Source organism: Mesorhizobium sp. CAU 1741 (assembly GCF_039839275.1).
GTDB lineage: Bacteria > Pseudomonadota > Alphaproteobacteria > Rhizobiales > Rhizobiaceae > Aerobium.
The window spans coordinates 142649-158673 of the sequence record NZ_JBDOQP010000001.1 but is presented as its reverse complement, the minus strand read 5'-3'; the positions used below and the strand labels follow the sequence as shown (position 1 = coordinate 158673).

Annotated in this window: 12 protein-coding genes and 1 tRNA gene; 5 read left to right on the top strand and 8 right to left on the bottom strand. The window is 63.0% G+C overall.

Annotated elements, in window-relative coordinates; genetic code table 11:
* Nucleotides 1–24 precede the first annotated feature (24 nt).
* Entirely contained in the window at nucleotides 25–4752 is a 4728-nt protein-coding gene (gltB, locus tag AAFN84_RS00735; RefSeq protein ID WP_347512416.1) for a glutamate synthase large subunit, read from the bottom strand.
* 272 nt (nucleotides 4753–5024) lie between these two features.
* Nucleotides 5025–5237 carry a hypothetical protein gene (locus AAFN84_RS00730; RefSeq protein ID WP_347512414.1) on the bottom strand — a complete coding sequence of 71 codons (213 nt, stop codon included), beginning with the start codon at nucleotides 5235–5237 and terminating at the stop codon, nucleotides 5025–5027.
* On the opposite strand from AAFN84_RS00730, the gene AAFN84_RS00725 reads away from it, so the two are divergent.
* Nucleotides 5236–6282, top strand: a complete 1047-nt coding sequence (locus AAFN84_RS00725; RefSeq protein ID WP_347512413.1) for a low specificity L-threonine aldolase — start codon at nucleotides 5236–5238, stop codon at nucleotides 6280–6282. The genes AAFN84_RS00730 and AAFN84_RS00725 overlap by 2 nt on opposite strands.
* 74 nt (nucleotides 6283–6356) lie before the next feature.
* Here the strand turns inward: AAFN84_RS00725 and AAFN84_RS00720 are convergent, their stop codons facing one another.
* Entirely contained in the window at nucleotides 6357–6821 is a 465-nt protein-coding gene (locus AAFN84_RS00720; protein WP_347512411.1) for an Hsp20 family protein, read from the bottom strand.
* Between the two features lie 437 nt (nucleotides 6822–7258).
* On the opposite strand from AAFN84_RS00720, the gene AAFN84_RS00715 reads away from it, so the two are divergent.
* On the top strand, nucleotides 7259–8200 hold the full coding sequence (locus tag AAFN84_RS00715) for an alpha/beta hydrolase (RefSeq protein ID WP_347512409.1): 942 nt from the start codon (nucleotides 7259–7261) through the stop codon (nucleotides 8198–8200).
* Here the strand turns inward: AAFN84_RS00715 and hisN are convergent.
* The gene (gene hisN, locus AAFN84_RS00710; RefSeq protein ID WP_347512408.1) at nucleotides 8197–8970 is read right to left on the bottom strand and encodes a histidinol-phosphatase; all 774 of its coding nucleotides are present in this window, start codon (nucleotides 8968–8970) and stop codon (nucleotides 8197–8199) included. The two genes, AAFN84_RS00715 and hisN, sit on opposite strands and share 4 nt — an antisense overlap.
* A gap of 213 nt (nucleotides 8971–9183) precedes the next feature.
* The gene (locus AAFN84_RS00705) at nucleotides 9184–10074 is read right to left on the bottom strand and encodes an N-formylglutamate amidohydrolase (RefSeq protein WP_347512406.1); all 891 of its coding nucleotides are present in this window, start codon (nucleotides 10072–10074) and stop codon (nucleotides 9184–9186) included.
* A gap of 228 nt (nucleotides 10075–10302) precedes the next feature.
* Between AAFN84_RS00705 and AAFN84_RS00700 the strand changes: the two genes are divergently transcribed.
* Nucleotides 10303–10665, top strand: coding sequence for a response regulator (locus tag AAFN84_RS00700; RefSeq protein ID WP_347512405.1), 363 nt, complete (start codon nucleotides 10303–10305; stop codon nucleotides 10663–10665).
* Nucleotides 10666–10772: 107 nt separating this feature from the next.
* Nucleotides 10773–10847 (top strand) — tRNA-Val (locus AAFN84_RS00695).
* Between the two features lie 130 nt (nucleotides 10848–10977).
* Here AAFN84_RS00695 and AAFN84_RS00690 read toward each other — a convergent pair.
* From AAFN84_RS00690 to AAFN84_RS00680, 3 genes are read right to left on the bottom strand one after another with little or no spacing between them, the layout of a single operon-like run.
* Entirely contained in the window at nucleotides 10978–12150 is a 1173-nt protein-coding gene (locus tag AAFN84_RS00690) for an iron-containing alcohol dehydrogenase (protein WP_347512404.1), read from the bottom strand.
* Between the two features lie 17 nt (nucleotides 12151–12167).
* A complete protein-coding gene (locus AAFN84_RS00685; protein WP_347512403.1) occupies nucleotides 12168–13550 on the bottom strand; it encodes an aldehyde dehydrogenase family protein in 1383 nt (460 codons plus the stop codon).
* Between the two features lie 32 nt (nucleotides 13551–13582).
* Complete coding sequence (locus AAFN84_RS00680; protein WP_347512402.1) at nucleotides 13583–14953, bottom strand: glutamine synthetase family protein; 1371 nt, start codon at nucleotides 14951–14953, stop codon at nucleotides 13583–13585.
* A 116-nt stretch (nucleotides 14954–15069) separates the two neighbouring features.
* On the opposite strand from AAFN84_RS00680, the gene AAFN84_RS00675 reads away from it, so the two are divergent.
* The gene (locus AAFN84_RS00675) at nucleotides 15070–15894 is read left to right on the top strand and encodes a MurR/RpiR family transcriptional regulator (RefSeq protein ID WP_347512401.1); all 825 of its coding nucleotides are present in this window, start codon (nucleotides 15070–15072) and stop codon (nucleotides 15892–15894) included.
* The last annotated feature ends 131 nt before the right edge of the window (nucleotides 15895–16025 follow it).

Sequence of the window (16025 nt, the reverse complement as noted above, 5' to 3'; positions counted from 1 at the left end):
CGGGCACAGCAATGACGTTCACGACTATTCTGCGGCAACATTCATGCGCAGGCGTTCCATTTCCTGGAGCGCGCGTCGATACTCGACCGGCATGACTTTCCGGAATTTCGGCCGGAAGTCCGCCCAGTTGTCGAGGATCGCCTTGGCACGGGTGGAGCCCGTATAGTGCATGTGGTTGGAGATCAGCTGGACTAGCCGCTCCTCGTCATGCCTCGTCATGTCGCCTGAAACGTCGACTCGGCCCTTGTGGGCGATATCGCCACCATGGTGATGCAACTTCTCAAGCATGTCGTCTTCCTCGGGCACCGGCTCGAGTTCGACCATTGCCATGTTGCAGCGTTCAGCGAAATCGCCCGCCTCGTCAAGAACATAGGCGACGCCACCCGACATGCCGGCAGCAAAGTTGCGACCCGTCTGGCCGATGACGACGACGACACCGCCGGTCATGTATTCGCAGCCATGGTCGCCGACGCCCTCGACGACGGTCACCGCGCCCGAATTCCGCACGGCGAAGCGTTCGCCGGCGACGCCACGGAAGTAGCATTCGCCCTCGACCGCACCGTAGAGCACCGTGTTGCCGACGATGATCGACTCTTCGGGAATGATCTGCGCCTTGTCGTCGGGGCGGATCACGATGCGTCCGCCAGACAGGCCCTTGCCGACATAGTCGTTGCCGTCGCCGATGAGTTCGAACGAGACGCCGCGCGCCAGGAAGGCGCCGAACGACTGCCCCGCGGTGCCGGTGAGCCGCACCGCGATGGTGTCTTCCTTGAGCCCCTTGTGGCCGAAGCGCTTGGCGACTTCGCCCGACAGCATCGCGCCGGCCGAGCGGTCGACATTGCGGATCGGCATCTCGATCTTCACAGGCTGCTTCGTTTCAAGGGCCGGCATCGCCTGCTCGATGAGCCTGCGGTCGAGCACATCGTCGATCGGGTGCTCCTGGCGACGCGTCCAGTAGCTTTCTTCCTTCGGCGCGTCCGGCTTGTGGAAGATGCGGGTGAAGTCCAGTCCCTTGGCCTTCCAGTGTTCCACCACCGGCTGCTTTTCGATCAGGTCGGTGTCGCCGATGATCTTGTTCAGCGTGCGATAGCCCATCCGCGCGAGGATCTCCCGCACTTCCTCTGCAACGTAGAAGAAGTAGTTGATGACGTGCTCTGGCGCGCCCTTGAAACGCTTGCGCAGGACGGGGTCCTGTGTCGCCACGCCCACGGGGCAGGTGTTGAGATGGCACTTGCGCATCATGATGCAGCCCGCCGCGATCAGCGGCGCGGTCGAGAAACCGAACTCGTCTGCGCCCAGCAGCGCGCCGATGATGACATCGCGGCCGGTCTTCAACCCGCCATCGACCTGCAGCGCCACGCGGCTCCGCAGGCCATTGAGGACCAGCGTCTGGTGCGTTTCGGCAAGACCCATTTCCCATGGGCTGCCGGCATGCTTGAGCGAGGTCAGCGGCGACGCGCCGGTGCCGCCATCGTAGCCGGAAATCGTGATGTGGTCGGCGCGCGCCTTGGCGACGCCGGCGGCCACGGTGCCGACACCCACCTCCGAGACCAGCTTGACCGAAACGTCCGCCGTCGGGTTGACGTTCTTGAGGTCGTAGATGAGCTGCGCCAGATCCTCGATCGAATAGATGTCGTGATGCGGCGGTGGCGAGATCAGCCCGACGCCCGGCGTCGAATGCCGCGTCTTTGCGATTGTCGCGTCGACCTTGTGGCCGGGCAACTGGCCGCCCTCACCGGGCTTGGCGCCCTGCGCGACCTTGATCTGCATCATGTCGGAGTTGACCAGATATTCCGTCGTCACGCCGAAACGTCCGGAAGCCACCTGCTTGATGGCCGAGCGCTCGGGATTCTGCGAGCCGTCCGGCATCTTCATGTAGCGGTCGGGTTCTTCGCCGCCCTCCCCCGTATTCGACTTGCCGCCGATGCGGTTCATGGCGATGGCAAGCGTGGTGTGCGCCTCGCGCGAGATCGACCCGAACGACATCGCACCGGTCGAGAACCGCTTCACGATGTCGGCGGCGGGTTCGACCTCTTCCAGCGGCACGGGCGTGCGGCCGGTATTCTCGGCGTCCTTGATGCGGAACAGGCCACGTATGTTCTTGGCCCGCGCCGAGGCGCTGTCCACCTGCGCGGAAAAGTCCTTGTAGGTTTCCCAGGAGCCCTTGCGCACCGCGTGCTGCAGCGTCGCCACGGCGTCCGGAGACCACATATGCGCCTCGCCGCGCATGCGGAACATGTACTCGCCGCCCACTTCGAGCGCATTGCGCAGGACGGGGTCGTCGCTGAACGCCAGTTCGTGACGCTGCACCGTCTCCTCAGCGACTTCCGGCAGGCCGACGCCCTCGATGGTGGTGGCGGTGCCGGTGAAGTACTTCTCGACAAATTCGCTCGACAGCCCGATCGCGTCGAAAATCTGCGCGCCGCAATAGGACTGGTACGTCGATATGCCCATCTTCGACATCACCTTGAGGATGCCCTTGCCGATCGACTTGATGTAGCGGGACACCACCTCGTAGGCATCGACCTCAGGCGGAAACTCGCCCTTGCGATGCATGTCGAGCAGCGTGTCGAAGGCGAGATACGGGTTGATCGCTTCGGCGCCGAAGCCCGCGAGGCAGCAGAAATGATGCACCTCGCGCGGTTCCCCCGACTCGACCACCAGTCCTACTGAGGTACGCAGCCCTTTGCGGATCAGATGATGATGCACGGATGCCGTCGCCAACAGTGCCGGGATCGCGATGCGATCTGGCCCGAGCTGGCGATCCGAGAGGATGATGATGTTATAGCCGCCGGCAACGGCCGCCTCGGCACGCTCGCACAGGCGCTCTACGGCGCCCAGCATGCCAGCCGCGCCCTCCATCACCGAATAGGTGACGTCGAGCGTCTTGGTGTCGAAGCGATCCTCGGTGTGGCCGATCGAGCGGATTTTTTCCAGGTCGCCATTGGTGAGGATCGGCTGGCGCACCTCGAGCCGCTTCTTGCGCGACGAGCCCACGAGATCGAAGATATTGGGCCGCGGACCGATGAAGGAGACGAGGCTCATCACCAGTTCTTCGCGGATCGGATCGATCGGCGGGTTGGTGACCTGGGCGAAGTTCTGCTTGAAATAGGTGTAGAGCAGCTTGGACTTGTCGGACATCGCCGAGATCGGCGTGTCGGTGCCCATCGAGCCGACTGCCTCCTGGCCGGTAGTCGCCATCGGCGACATCAGGATCTTGGTGTCTTCCTGCGTGTAGCCGAAGGCCTGCTGGCGATCGAGCAGCGACACATCCTTGCGAAGCGCTCGCGGTTCGACCGGCTTCAACTCTTCAAGGATGAGCTGGGTGTTGTCGAGCCACTTGCGGTACGGGTGCTTGGTCGCGATCTGCGACTTGATCTCCTCGTCGGAGACGATGCGCCCTTCCTCGAGGTCGATCAGCAGCATGCGGCCCGGCTGCAGCCGCCACTTGCGCACCACGATTTCTTCCGGCACCGGCAGCGCACCTGCTTCGGACGCCATGATGACACGGTCGTCATTGGTGACGACGTAGCGCGCCGGCCGCAGGCCGTTGCGGTCGAGCGTCGCGCCGATCTGGCGGCCGTCAGTGAAGGCCACCGCGGCTGGACCGTCCCATGGCTCCATCAGCGCCGCATGGTATTCGTAGAATGCCTTGCGCTCGCCATCCATCAGCTTGTTGCCGGCCCACGCTTCCGGGATAAGCATCATCATCGCGTGAGCGAGCGAATAGCCGCCCTGGAACAGGAACTCGAGCGCGTTGTCGAAACACGCCGTGTCCGACTGGCCCTCGTAGGAAATTGGCCAGAGCTTGGCGATGTCGTTGCCGAACAGTTCCGAATCGATCGACGCCTGCCGCGCCGCCATCCAGTTGACGTTGCCGCGCAGCGTGTTGATCTCGCCATTGTGTGCCACCATGCGATACGGATGCGCGAGCTGCCAGGACGGGAACGTATTGGTGGAGAAGCGCTGGTGCACGAGGATCAGCGCCGATTCAAAGCGCGGGTCCGACAGGTCCTTGTAGTAGACGCCTACCTGATAGGCGAGGAACATGCCCTTGTAGACGATGGTGCGCGACGACAGCGACACCGTGTAGGCGCTGGTCGAGCGGCCGCCGGTCTCCGCGTAGATGCGTCCGGATATGACCTTGCGCAGAATGAACAGGCGCCTCTCGAATTCTTCTTCGCTGTCGATCGCCGCGCTGCGGCCGATGAACACCTGGCGGTGCACGGGTTCGGACGCGGCGATCTCGGGCGCCTTCGACAACGAGGAATTGTCGACCGGAACGTCGCGGAAGCCGAGCAGCGTCTGGCCTTCCTGCTGAACCACCTCGGCGATGATCTCCTCCGCGCGCGCGCGCAAGGCGTCGTCGCTTGGCATGAAGATGTGGCCGATGGCGTAGTGGCCCGGCTCGGGCAATTCCACGCCCTGCGCGGCCATTTCCTCGCGGAAGAACCGGTCTGGTATCTGCACCAGCACGCCCGCGCCGTCGCCCATCAGCGGATCTGCGCCCACCGCGCCGCGATGCGTCAGGTTCTCGAGCATGAACAGCCCGTCCTTGACGATCTGGTGCGACTTCTCACCCTTCATGTGCGCGATGAAACCGACGCCGCACGCATCGTGTTCGTTGCGCGGGTCATACAGACCCTGCGCAGCCGGCAGGCCGAATGTCACGGCATTGGTTTTGACGGCGGCCGCTTTGGTCTGGGCGGCCGGGAAATGTCCGGTCGTTTCAGATGGCGTCAGGTCCGTCATCGCCTTATCCTCCAAATGGCCCATCGTGGGCGGTCGCTTCAAACCGGCAGGCACGTCGAGAGCGCACTTCCGGCATTCTGTCGGCATATCTTTCGAAAGGCCGCGCGGGGAACGTCGTGCCGCCGGGCTCCGGGTTCCTTCGCGGACGAGATCGCCGGTGCTTGCACCTACCACCAACCCGCCCGAGTCCGCGCGCATCGAAAACCGGATTGGCGAATATCATACGCCCAATCCGGCCATCAAGGCACGCTAAATAAGACAGCAATGCTGTCCTATATTCGATATGCCACAAAGGTTACACGCACACAAGACGGATGTGCAAAAAAATCCGGCAGGCTGCGTAATTTTATTTCACGAAACAGGCCTATATCTACCTGTTCCGTTCGCCAGCGTTGTTCGGCTTCATGTTTCGCGGTTTGGCCTTGCCTGCTACCGGAAGCCTCGTCCAAAGTGCGCGCCGACAACAATTCTGGATATTTTTTCATGATCTTTGCCTCCGACAACTGGGCAGGCGCCCATCCCAAGATTGCCGAAAGCCTTACCCGACATGCTGCCGGCTTCGCCTCCGCCTACGGATCGAGCGACCTCGACAAGCAGGTCGAGCGCGCATTCAACGAAATCTTCGAGCGTGAGGTCGCGGTCTTCTTCGTCGGCACCGGCACGGCCGCCAACTCGCTGTCGATGAGCGCCGTCGCCAGACCCGCCGGCGTCGCCTTCTGCCATCGCGAAGCACACATGATCGCCGACGAGGCCGGCGCACCCGAATATTTCACCCACGGCAGGCTCTGCCCCGTGGACGGGCCGCTGGGAAAGTTGGAGCCGGAGGCGCTGGAAGCCGCGATCAGCCATTATCCGCCCCAGTTCATCCACTCCGGCCAGCCCGCCGCCGTTTCGATCACCCAGACGACCGAGATCGGCACCGTCTACGACCTGGACAGCATCAGGGCCATTTCGGAAATCGCGCGGCGGCATGGCCTGCCGCTACACATGGATGGTGCACGCTTCGCCAATGGCCTGGCGTCGCTCGACGTTTCGGCGGCTGAAATGACATGGAAAAGCGGCGTGGACATCGTCTCCTTCGGCGGCACGAAGAACGGCTGCTGGTGTGCCGAGGCGGTCGTGTTCATGGATCCGGACAAGGCTCGGGACTTTCCCTTCATCCGCAAGCGGGCCGCGCAGCTCTTCTCCAAGTCGCGCTTCATCGCAGCACAATTCGACGCCTATCTTAAGGATGGCCTGTGGCTTGAGACCGCGCGGCACTCGAACGCGATGGCCGCACGGCTTGCGCGCCACGTCGAGGCCTCCGCCAACGCGCGTCTTGCCTGGGCACCGCAGGCCAACGAGGTATTTCCGATCATCAAACTGTCGAAGGTGGATGAGTTGAAGGGCGCGGGTGCGGCCTTCTATCCCTGGCATCCGCCCCACGGGTCCGCCGCCGAGATCGGCAGTGACGAAACGATGACCCGCTTCGTGACCAGCTTCGCCACGACCGGGGCGGAGGTGGACAGGTTCGGCGAACTCCTCGCCTGACTCGGTGGCTCGCCGTCGCGACATGAAAAAGGCGGCGCCGGAAGGCGCCGCCCGTTCTACCTGAGTTGCCAGTCTCAGTTGACCGACTGGGCTTCGATCTGCTTTGCCGATGACGGCGACGCACTGATCTCGATCCGGCGTGGCTTCATCTCCTCGGGGATGTTGCGCTTCAGGTCGATATGCAGCAGGCCATTCTTAAGCTCCGCGCCGACGACCTCGACATGATCGGCGAGCTGGAAGCGGCGCTCGAAGGCGCGCGACGCAATGCCCCGATGCAGGAACTGCCGGTCATCGGACTGCTCTTCGGCCTTCTCTCCCTTCACCGTCAGAACGTTGCGGTGGGCTTCGATCGAGATTTCGGTCTCGGAGAAGCCGGCGACCGCCATCGAGATGCGATACGCATCTTCGGCAGTGCGTTCGATGTTGTAGGGCGGATAGGTCTGGCCGTTTTCGGGCTGCGCGAGCGAATCGAGCATCGTGAAGAGACGGTCGAAACCGACGGTCGAACGGTAGAGCGGCGAAAAATCAACGTGACGCATGGGTCTGTTCTCCAGTTGAGCAACATGTGTTTGCGTATGGCGGCATTGTGAAACCCGTTAAGGCGTTTCCCTGCAGCCAGCGGCCCCGTTATCGGCGACCGCAACCACGATTTGGGTGCGCTGGATGGCCGTTTCAAGAGGCGGCACGGGGCAGTTTGATGAACGCAAGATGAACCACGCCTTCGGGCGCCGTTCAGCCGGGCGATTCTATTCTCCGGACAACAAATGCGAACAGACGGCCTGCGCCGTCATCGTTGTTGAGCCGGGTGTAACGTCCCTTCCTCCCGGATCGACAGAAGGCCGGGAGTGGTCCTGATGGGCTCTCCCGGCCTTTGCTTGTCTTGACGAGACTTCGCAAAATCCTTTGCAATTGCCGGGCACGCTTCCTATCAGGGGTCGCTCGACTTCCCCGCCGCCCGACCACGGACCTGCCAGCCATGAAAGCGCAGCTTTTCGAAACACCGGGCAATCCGATGCCGGATCACGCCGTCGCAGGCTATCTGACGACGACGGACGGAAGACGGCTGCGCTATGCGCGCTTTTCCGCTGACGGAAGGCCGCTGCAGGGAACGGTGGTCATCATCCCCGGCCGCAACGAGTGCATCGAGAAATATTTCGAGACGGTCGAGGACCTGTCGAAGCGCGGCTTCGGCAGTGTCGTGCTGGACCTGCGCGGCCAGGGCGGATCCGACCGCCTGCTGCAGAACCCACGCCGTGGCTATGTCGGCGACTTCGCTGACTACGCCGCCGACATCGAGCCGCTTTTCCAGCAGGTCGTGCTGCCGGACTGTCGTGGCCCGTATTTCGTGCTGGCCCACTCGACCGGATCGCTCATCGCCCTCATGGCGGCGGAACACCTGACCAACCGGGTAGCGCGCATGATGCTGATCGCGCCGCTGCTGGGGATGGCTCATCCGACCCTGTCGATGCGCAGCATCAGCCGCATCGCCGGCCTCCTGCATGCCGTCGGGCTCGGGCATATGGTGATGAGCGGCAGTGACGAGCCCGTACCCTTCGCGGGCAACGTGCTGACCCAGGATGCCGAACGCTTCATGCGCAACGAATCCATCTATCGCCACCACCCCGAACTCGGCTCGGGCGGCGCGACGGCATCCTGGGTGCGCGGCGCGGGCCTCGCGATCGAAGCCGTGTGCGACCCCGAGTTCATGCGGCGTCTGAAAGTGCCCATGCTGTTGGTGGCGGCAGGTCTCGACAAGGTCGTCGATACCAGGGCGATCGAGGCCTACGCGCGAAATGCACGCACAGCCTCATTGTTGACCATCGACGGCGCGCGCCATGAACTGCTGCAGGAGCGCAACATCTTCCGCGAACAGGTGCTGGCGGCGTTCGACGCCTTCATTCCCGGCAGCGATACCTAGCCGCGCAGCATCGCCAGCGCGGCTTCGTGGAGTTCGGGCGTGGCTGCCGCGACGATATCGCCGGCCTTCTCCGCCGGCCCCCCGTCCCACGTGGTGACCACCCCGCCAGCCTTCTCGATAATCGGGACCAGCGCGACGATGTCGTAGGGTTGAAGGCCCGTTTCCACGACGAGGTCGATATGCCCGGCTGCGAGCATGGCGTAGGCGTAGCAGTCCGTGCCGTAGCGGGCGAGCCGGACCTTGCTTTCCAGATTGTCGTAAGAAACGCGCTTGGCATCGACGAACAGCGTCGGCGTGGTCGTGCACATCAAGGCATCGGCAAGGTCCGTGGTCGTCTTGGTCGACAGCGTCCGATTTCCCCTTGGCCCTTGGTAAAGGGAACGATCGCCTTCCGTCCAGAACAGCTCACCGATGAAGGGCTGCGACATCATCCCTTCGACCGCGTCGCCATTGTCCGTTAGCCCCACCAGCGTGCCCCACAACGGCATCCCCGAGATGAAGGCGCGTGTCCCGTCGATCGGATCGATCACCCAGACATGGCGCGCATCGGAATTCTCGCTGCCGAACTCCTCGCCCAGAATGCCGTGGTCGGGAAACGCTTCGCGGATCAGCGCACGAATGGCCAACTCGGCTTCCCGATCGGCTTCGGTGACGGGATCGAACCCGGTCGTCAGCTTGTTGTCGACGAGCCCGGCCTGTCGGAATCGCGGCAGCGTCTGTTCTGCCGCCGCGTCAGCCAACCGCATCATGAAATCGCCGTTCACAATCATTGGAAAGAGCCCCTTCTCCGGCCTTTGCTGAAAATTGCGGCACATCAATACACCGCTTGACATTTGTGCATCGCACAATAAACTCTTAGTCGGACAGGGCGACCTGTCTATGCCCTCCTTGGGCGTTTCCTCCCTAGACTTCGACCGCGTCGTGCAAACGGTGCGGTCTTTTTTTGTGCGAAATCGGGAGATTGGCGCGTGCCGGGCAGCTTTCTATTCGGCAGCAAGCGGCAGGCCGGTGAGCCAATGGTCGGGAATGGCCATCATATCCGCTGCGAACCGCGTCATGTCATTCGCGAGCGCCGAAAAGCCGGCGGTGCGCTCGAATGTCCTCTCATTGAGGTAGAGGCCGCGATTGACCTCGATCTGCAATGCGTGGAGGCCCCTCGCCGGCCGGCCGTAATGTTCGGTGATGAAGCCCCCCGCATATGGCTTGTTGAGCACCACCTTGTAGCCGAGCCCGGATAGGATCGTTTGTGCCGTCTCCGACAGCTCGGGCGCGCAGGCAACGCCAAAACGGTCGCCGATGATGAAATCCGGTCGCATGCCGCCATCGCCCAGCCGGATGCTCGCGGGCATCGAGTGGCAGTCGATCAGGGCGGCGAAGCCGAATTGCGCATGCGTATGCGTCAACAGGCGCTTGAGCTGCGCATGATAGGGTTTGTAGACCGTCTCGATACGCGCGACGGCCTCCGCCAACGGCAGCCGGGTCGGGTAGATCTCCTGCCCTTCCCCGACCAGCCGCGGCACGGTCCCCAGTCCACCCGCGACGCGCGCCGACCGGGTGTTGGCATGCGCGGGCAGCGCTTCGATGAACATGCGCGAATCGAGTTCCCAAGGCTCGCGATTCACGTCGAGATAGGCGCGCGGAAAATTCGCCGCCAGAAGAGGAGCGCCGAGTGCGATGGCTCCCGCGAAAAGTTCGTCGACGTAGCAGTCTTCGGATCGGCGGATGGCCATCGCGTCGAGCTTGCTCATGCCGAGGAAGCGCGCTGGATAGAAGCGGCCACTATGGGGAGAGTTGAATACGAAAGGCACGCGCTGCTGCGCGGGGCTGCGCACAACGAAAGGCGGCGTCGACGCAAAGTCTCCCGATGCGGTCATGGTACTTCCGGCTGCCTGACACTTGCGGTGGTGGAAGCGGCGCGCCCACCTTCCCGAAATTGCCATCTGCAAGCTGCGCTGTCCAGCTTCCGCAACGTCGCAACGGCGCCGGCCGGCCTGCTGGACCCCAGCATTCACTTGATCTTTACTCGAGTGCACGCATATACGCGGGGTGGGCGATGCATCGCCGCGCGCGGTTGCGTCGACGACTGATTCGGACGGGAAAACATGGCACGAATACTTCTGGCGGAAGACGACCACGACATGCGGCGCTTTCTGGTGAAGGCGCTTGAGCGGGCGGGCTACGACGTTAGCGATTTCGACAATGGCGCAAGCGCCTATGAAAGATTGCGCGAGGAACCCTTCTCGCTGCTTCTGACCGACATCGTGATGCCCGAGATGGATGGGATCGAACTGGCGCGCCGCGCCACGGAGATAGACCCGGACCTCAAGGTGATGTTCATCACCGGCTTCGCGGCCGTCGCCCTCAACCCGGATTCCAAGGCTCCCAAGGACGCCAAGGTCCTCTCAAAGCCGTTTCATCTGCGCGACCTCGTCAACGAGGTCGAGAAGATGCTTCAGGCCGCCTGAGGCGGCTTCGCCGCCGGCATGGCGTGCCCGTCGAGAACCGGAACGCGAGATCGTTTTTCGGCTATTGACGCCAGCGCCGGCCTGTGGTGTATGCGCGGGCATCGGATGGGCGTGTAGCTCAGCGGGAGAGCACTACGTTGACATCGTAGGGGTCACAGGTTCAATCCCTGTCACGCCCACCATCCGAATTTCCCTTTGATGACAAGAACATGAGCGACGCGGCTGCTTGCAGACGGCATATGCGCACAACGCCGCTGCACGCGAAAAGGGCCGGTTTCCCGGCCCCCTGGAAACCCCTGTTTGCCTTTGCGCTCAGAGGCTGCCGGTGATGGCGTCGTCCAGCAGTTTCAGCGCGGCTTGCTTGGTGAGCTCGATGGGATTGCCGCCCGCTGTCGGGTCGACGATTGCCATGTCGGCGATGAGGCTCTTGCGGGCGTCGTCGGGTGCGAAATCCTTGATGAATTCCGGCAGCGTGCTCGGCACTTTCAATTCCATGCGCAGGTCCAGCACAGCTTGGGCAAAGCCCTCGAATCCACCTGAAATGCCGCAATATGCAGCCGCCCGCGCCAGCCGCTCCTCGACCGCAGAACGGTTGAAGGCCAGCACATAGGGCATGAAGACCGCATTGGTCATGCCGTGATGGGTGTCGTAAAGGGCGCCGATCGGATGCGAGAGCGAGTGGATCGCCCCGAGCCCCTTCTGGAAGGCCGTGGCGCCCATCGCAGCGGCGGACATCATGTGGGCGCGTGCGGTCAGGTTGGACCCGTCGGCAAAGGCGGTCGACAGGTTCTCGAACACCAGCCGCATGCCCTCCAGCGCGACCCCGTCGGCCATGGGATGGTAGCCCGGCGCGCAATAGGCCTCGAGGCAATGGGCAAGCGCGTCCATGCCGGTGCCAGCCGTGATGAAGGGCGGCATGCCGACGGTCAGCTCAGGGTCAGCGATGACCAGCGCCGGCATCATCTTGGGATGGAAGATCACCTTCTTGGTGTGGCTGGCCTCATGGGTCAGCACGCCGGCGCGCCCGACCTCGGAGCCGGTTCCCGCCGTCGTCGGCACGGCGATGATCGGCGCAATCCTCGATCCGTCGGCGCGCGTCCACCAGTCACCGATGTCCTCGAAATCCCACACCGGCCGCGTCTGGTGGGCCTGGAACGCGATCAGCTTGCCCAGGTCGAGCGCCGAACCGCCGCCAAAGGCGATGACGCCGTCATGGCGACCGGCCTTGAACACCTCGACCCCGGCGTAAAGGTTCGATTCGACGGGGTTGGGCTTCACATCCGAAAACACCCCGTGGGCGACGCCTGCGTCCTCGAGCAGCTTCAGCGTCGACGCGACGACGGGAAGCTTCGCAAGGCCGGGGTCGGTGACGAAAAGCGGGTTGGCGATGCCGGTATCCTTCAGCACCTCCGGCAGTTCCGCGATCCGCCCGGCGCCGAACCGGATGGTGGTGGGGTAGTTCCATTTCGACACGAGATTGGTCATTGTCTGTCTTTCGGAGATCAGATCGCTTCGCGCAGGTGATAGCTTTTCGGCCGGGTCAGATTGTCGTAGCCGACGAGGCCCATCGCGCCGCCCTTGCCGGTATCCTTGACACCGGTCCACACGAGACCCGGATCGACATAGTCGCAGCGGTTCATGAAAACGGTGCCGGTCTCGATGCGGTCGCCCAGCGTGGCGGCATGGTCGGTGTCGGTCGTCCAGACCGAGGCGGTGAGCCCATAGGGGCTGTCGTTCATCAACTGGATCGCTTCCTCGTCGTCGCGCACCTTCATGATGCCGACGATCGGACCAAAGCTCTCCTCGCGCATGACGCTCATCTGGTGGTTGACGCCGGTAAGCACCTCCGGAGCCAGGTAAGGCGAACCTTCCCGGTCGCCTTCGACCGTCATGCCGATATGCGCCACGGCGCCCTTGCGCAGCGCCTCGGCCTTCTGCTCGCGGATGAAATCGGCGAAGCGCGCCTGAGCCATCGGACCCATTGTCGTCGCCTGGTCGAGCGGGTTGCCGACGACGTAGTTCCTCGTTTCGGCGATGAAGCCTTCGACGAAGTCGTCATAGACCTTTTCGTGCACATAGACGCGCTCGATGCCGCAGCAGCACTGGCCGCTGTTGTAGAATGCCCCGTCGACCAGGTTGGCGATGGCGTGGTCGAGCTTCGCATCGGGCAGGACATAGGCCGGGTCCTTGCCGCCGAGTTCGAGGCCGAGCGTCATGAACGTACCGGCCGCCGCCTTCTCGATGGCACGCCCGCCAGCGACGGAGCCGGTGAAATTGCAGTGGTCGATCTTGCCGGAGCCGAGCAGCTTCTCGGTCTGCGCATGGCCGAGAACGATGTTCTGGAAAACGCCCTTGGGGAGGCCGGCCTTGTCGAACGCGGCCTGGAAACGCTCGCCGACCAGCAGCGTCTGCGCGGCATGTTTGAGGATCATGGCATTGCCTGCCATGAGAGCAGGCACAACCGAATTGACCGTCGTGAGGTAGGGATAGTTCCAAGGCGCGATCGTCATGACAACGCCCAGCGGCGCGCGTTTCAGGTAGCGGCGAAAGCCGGGCCTGTCCTCCGGGATGAAAGGCGCGAGCGCCTTTTCCGCGAGAGCGACCATATAACGGGTGCGCTCTTCGACGCCGCCCTTTTCTCCGCCATAGCGTACCGGCCGCCCCATCTGCCATGCGATCTCCGGCACGATGTCGTCGTTCATCGCAAGCAGGGCTTCGAGGAAAGCCAGGAGATACGTCGCCCGCTCCTCGATGGAGGTTCCCGCCCATTCGGCCTGCGCGGCGCGGGCGCGCGCCACCGTCGCGTCGATCTCGGCGTCGGTAGCTGTGGCACGCTCGGCATAGACCGAGCCGTCGATGGGGGATGTCAGCTTTACTGTTTCCACTTGGAACTCTCCGGTGTTTTCAACATCGTGCGTCAGTACCGCTCGAAGCCGCGATGCAGTTCCCAGTCGGTGACGCGGCGATCGTATTCCATCTGCTCCCACCGCGCCGTGTGAAGGTAGTGCTCGACGACTTCTTCGCCGAAGGCTTCCTTGAGCATGGCGGACCCCTCCATCGTGGCAATGGCCTCGCGAAGCGTCTTCGGGATCTCCGGCAGTTCCTCGCCGCCATACGCGTCGCCTTCGAAGGGCGCCGGCAGATCAAGCTTCTCGTCGATGCCCTTGAGACCCGCCGCAATCAGCGCCGCGAAAGCGAGATAGGGATTGAGGTCGGCGCCGCCCACGCGGCACTCGATGCGAATGCCCTTGGAGCCTTCGCCGCAGAGCCGGAAGCCGGCGGTGCGGTTGTCGCGGCTCCAGACCGACTTGGTCGGCGCGAACGTCCCCGCCTGGAAGCGCTTGTAGGAATTGATGTAGGGGCACAGGAACCAGGTGTAGTCCGGTGCATATCTGAGCTGGCCCGCCACCCATGAGCGCATCAGCGGCGTCATCGAGAACTCGGCGTTCTTGTCGAAGAACAGCGGCGATTTGCCATCCGCGCTCCACAGCGAATTGTGGATATGGCTCGAATTGCCCGCCAGTTCATAATTGTACTTGGCCATGAAACTGATGGCTTTGCCCTCCGAATGCGCGATCTCCTTGGCGCCGTTCTTGAGGATCACGTGCCGGTCCGCCATGTCGAGCACCTCGGCATAACGCACATTGATCTCCTCCTGACCCGGACCCCATTCTCCCTTGGAGTTCTCTATAGGGATTCCCGCCGCCTCCATCTCGTTGCGCAGCCTGCGCATCACGCCCTCTTCCTTGGAGGTGAGGCCGATCAGGTAGTCCTCGATATACGGCGAGGCAGTGCCGAGATTCTTCCAGTGCTTGGCGCGTGCGCCGTCATAGGTCTCGTCGAAAAGGTAGAATTCCAGCTCGGATGCAAAATAGGCGAGGTAGCCGCGCTCCTTCAGTCTCGCCACCTGCTTCTTGAGGATGCCGCGCGGCGAATGCGGGAGGTCCTCATGCGTGTGATGATCCTGCAGGTCGCACAACAGCAGCGCGGTCTTTTCCAGCCATGGAACGATCCGGATGGTGGACAGGTCCGGCTTCATGACGAAATCGCCGTAACCTTTGGTCCAGCTTGCCGCCTTGTAGCCCGGCACCGGCTCCATATCGATGTCGTTGGCCAGCAGATAGTTGCATCCGTGAGTCTCGTCGTAGGCGGATTCGACGAAGAACCTCGCCAGGAAGCGCTTCCCGATCAGTCGCCCCTGCATATCGACAGCGCATGCGAGGACGGTGTCGATATCGTTCGCCGATACGAGCTTCTTCAACTGATCGAAGGAAATCATGCCTGCCATCGCCTGCTCCGCTGCCGGGTGCCCGTTGCTGTAATGAATGATACGGGATTGATTGGATTGCGCGCTTGTGGATGATTTCATACAGTTCGCATCCCTTTGTCAAACCTGATCACGGCATGGCCAGCAGCGTTGCGGAACTGATTGCGGAGAAGACAGATGCGATGCCCGCCGGGGAACGGCGCGCGGCGCAGGCGCTGATGGCGAACTATCCGATTACCGGCCTGCGTACCGTCGCCGAGTTCTCCGCCCAGGCCGGCGTGTCGCCGCCCACAATCCTGCGCTTCGTGTCGCGGCTCGGCTTCCAGAACTACGCCGATTTTCAGGCCAGGCTGCAAAATGAACTCGCCGCGCAACTCCAGTCGCCGCTGTCGCGAGCGACCGATGGCGCCGAAACGGACGCCACGCCTTTCGTGGCCGCTGCGGTCGACAATGTCCGCGAGACCTTTCGCCATCTGACCGACCGGCAACTCTCGGCAATCGTTGCAACCCTGTCGAACAGGCGCGGTCATGTCTATCTCGCCGGCGGGCGCTTCACCGATCCCGTGGCCGCCTACATGGCCGCGCATCTGGCGATCATACGGCCCGGGGTGCTGCATCTGTCGGGGCAGGACAGCAACAGGCGCGACCGATTGATCGACATGGGCCGCAATGACGTCATCGTGATCTTCGACATCAGGCGCTACCAGGACAGTCTGCTTCACCTTGCCGAGGCGGCGCACAAGCGCGGCGCGCAGATCATTCTGTTCACCGATCAGTGGCTATCGCCGATCGCCCGCTACGCCCGTCATGTCGTCGCGGGGCGCACTGCAGTGCCGTCTGCGTGGGATTCCGTGGTATCGCTGCTGGTCGTCGCCGAGGCGCTGATGAGCGAGTTGACCCGAAAGCCCGATAGCGACGCCGCACGGCGCATCAGCGCCCTGGAGAGCCTGCGGGAACCTTGATTCCGCTTGGTCAAATTACCGATATTTAATGATCTAGCTGGTGCATTGCCTGCGCAGAGTTGGCATAAATGCTGCAGGAGGGATGTGCCGCAGCGTCATGACGGTTGCGGCAGCGTTCCTGTTTTTGTTGT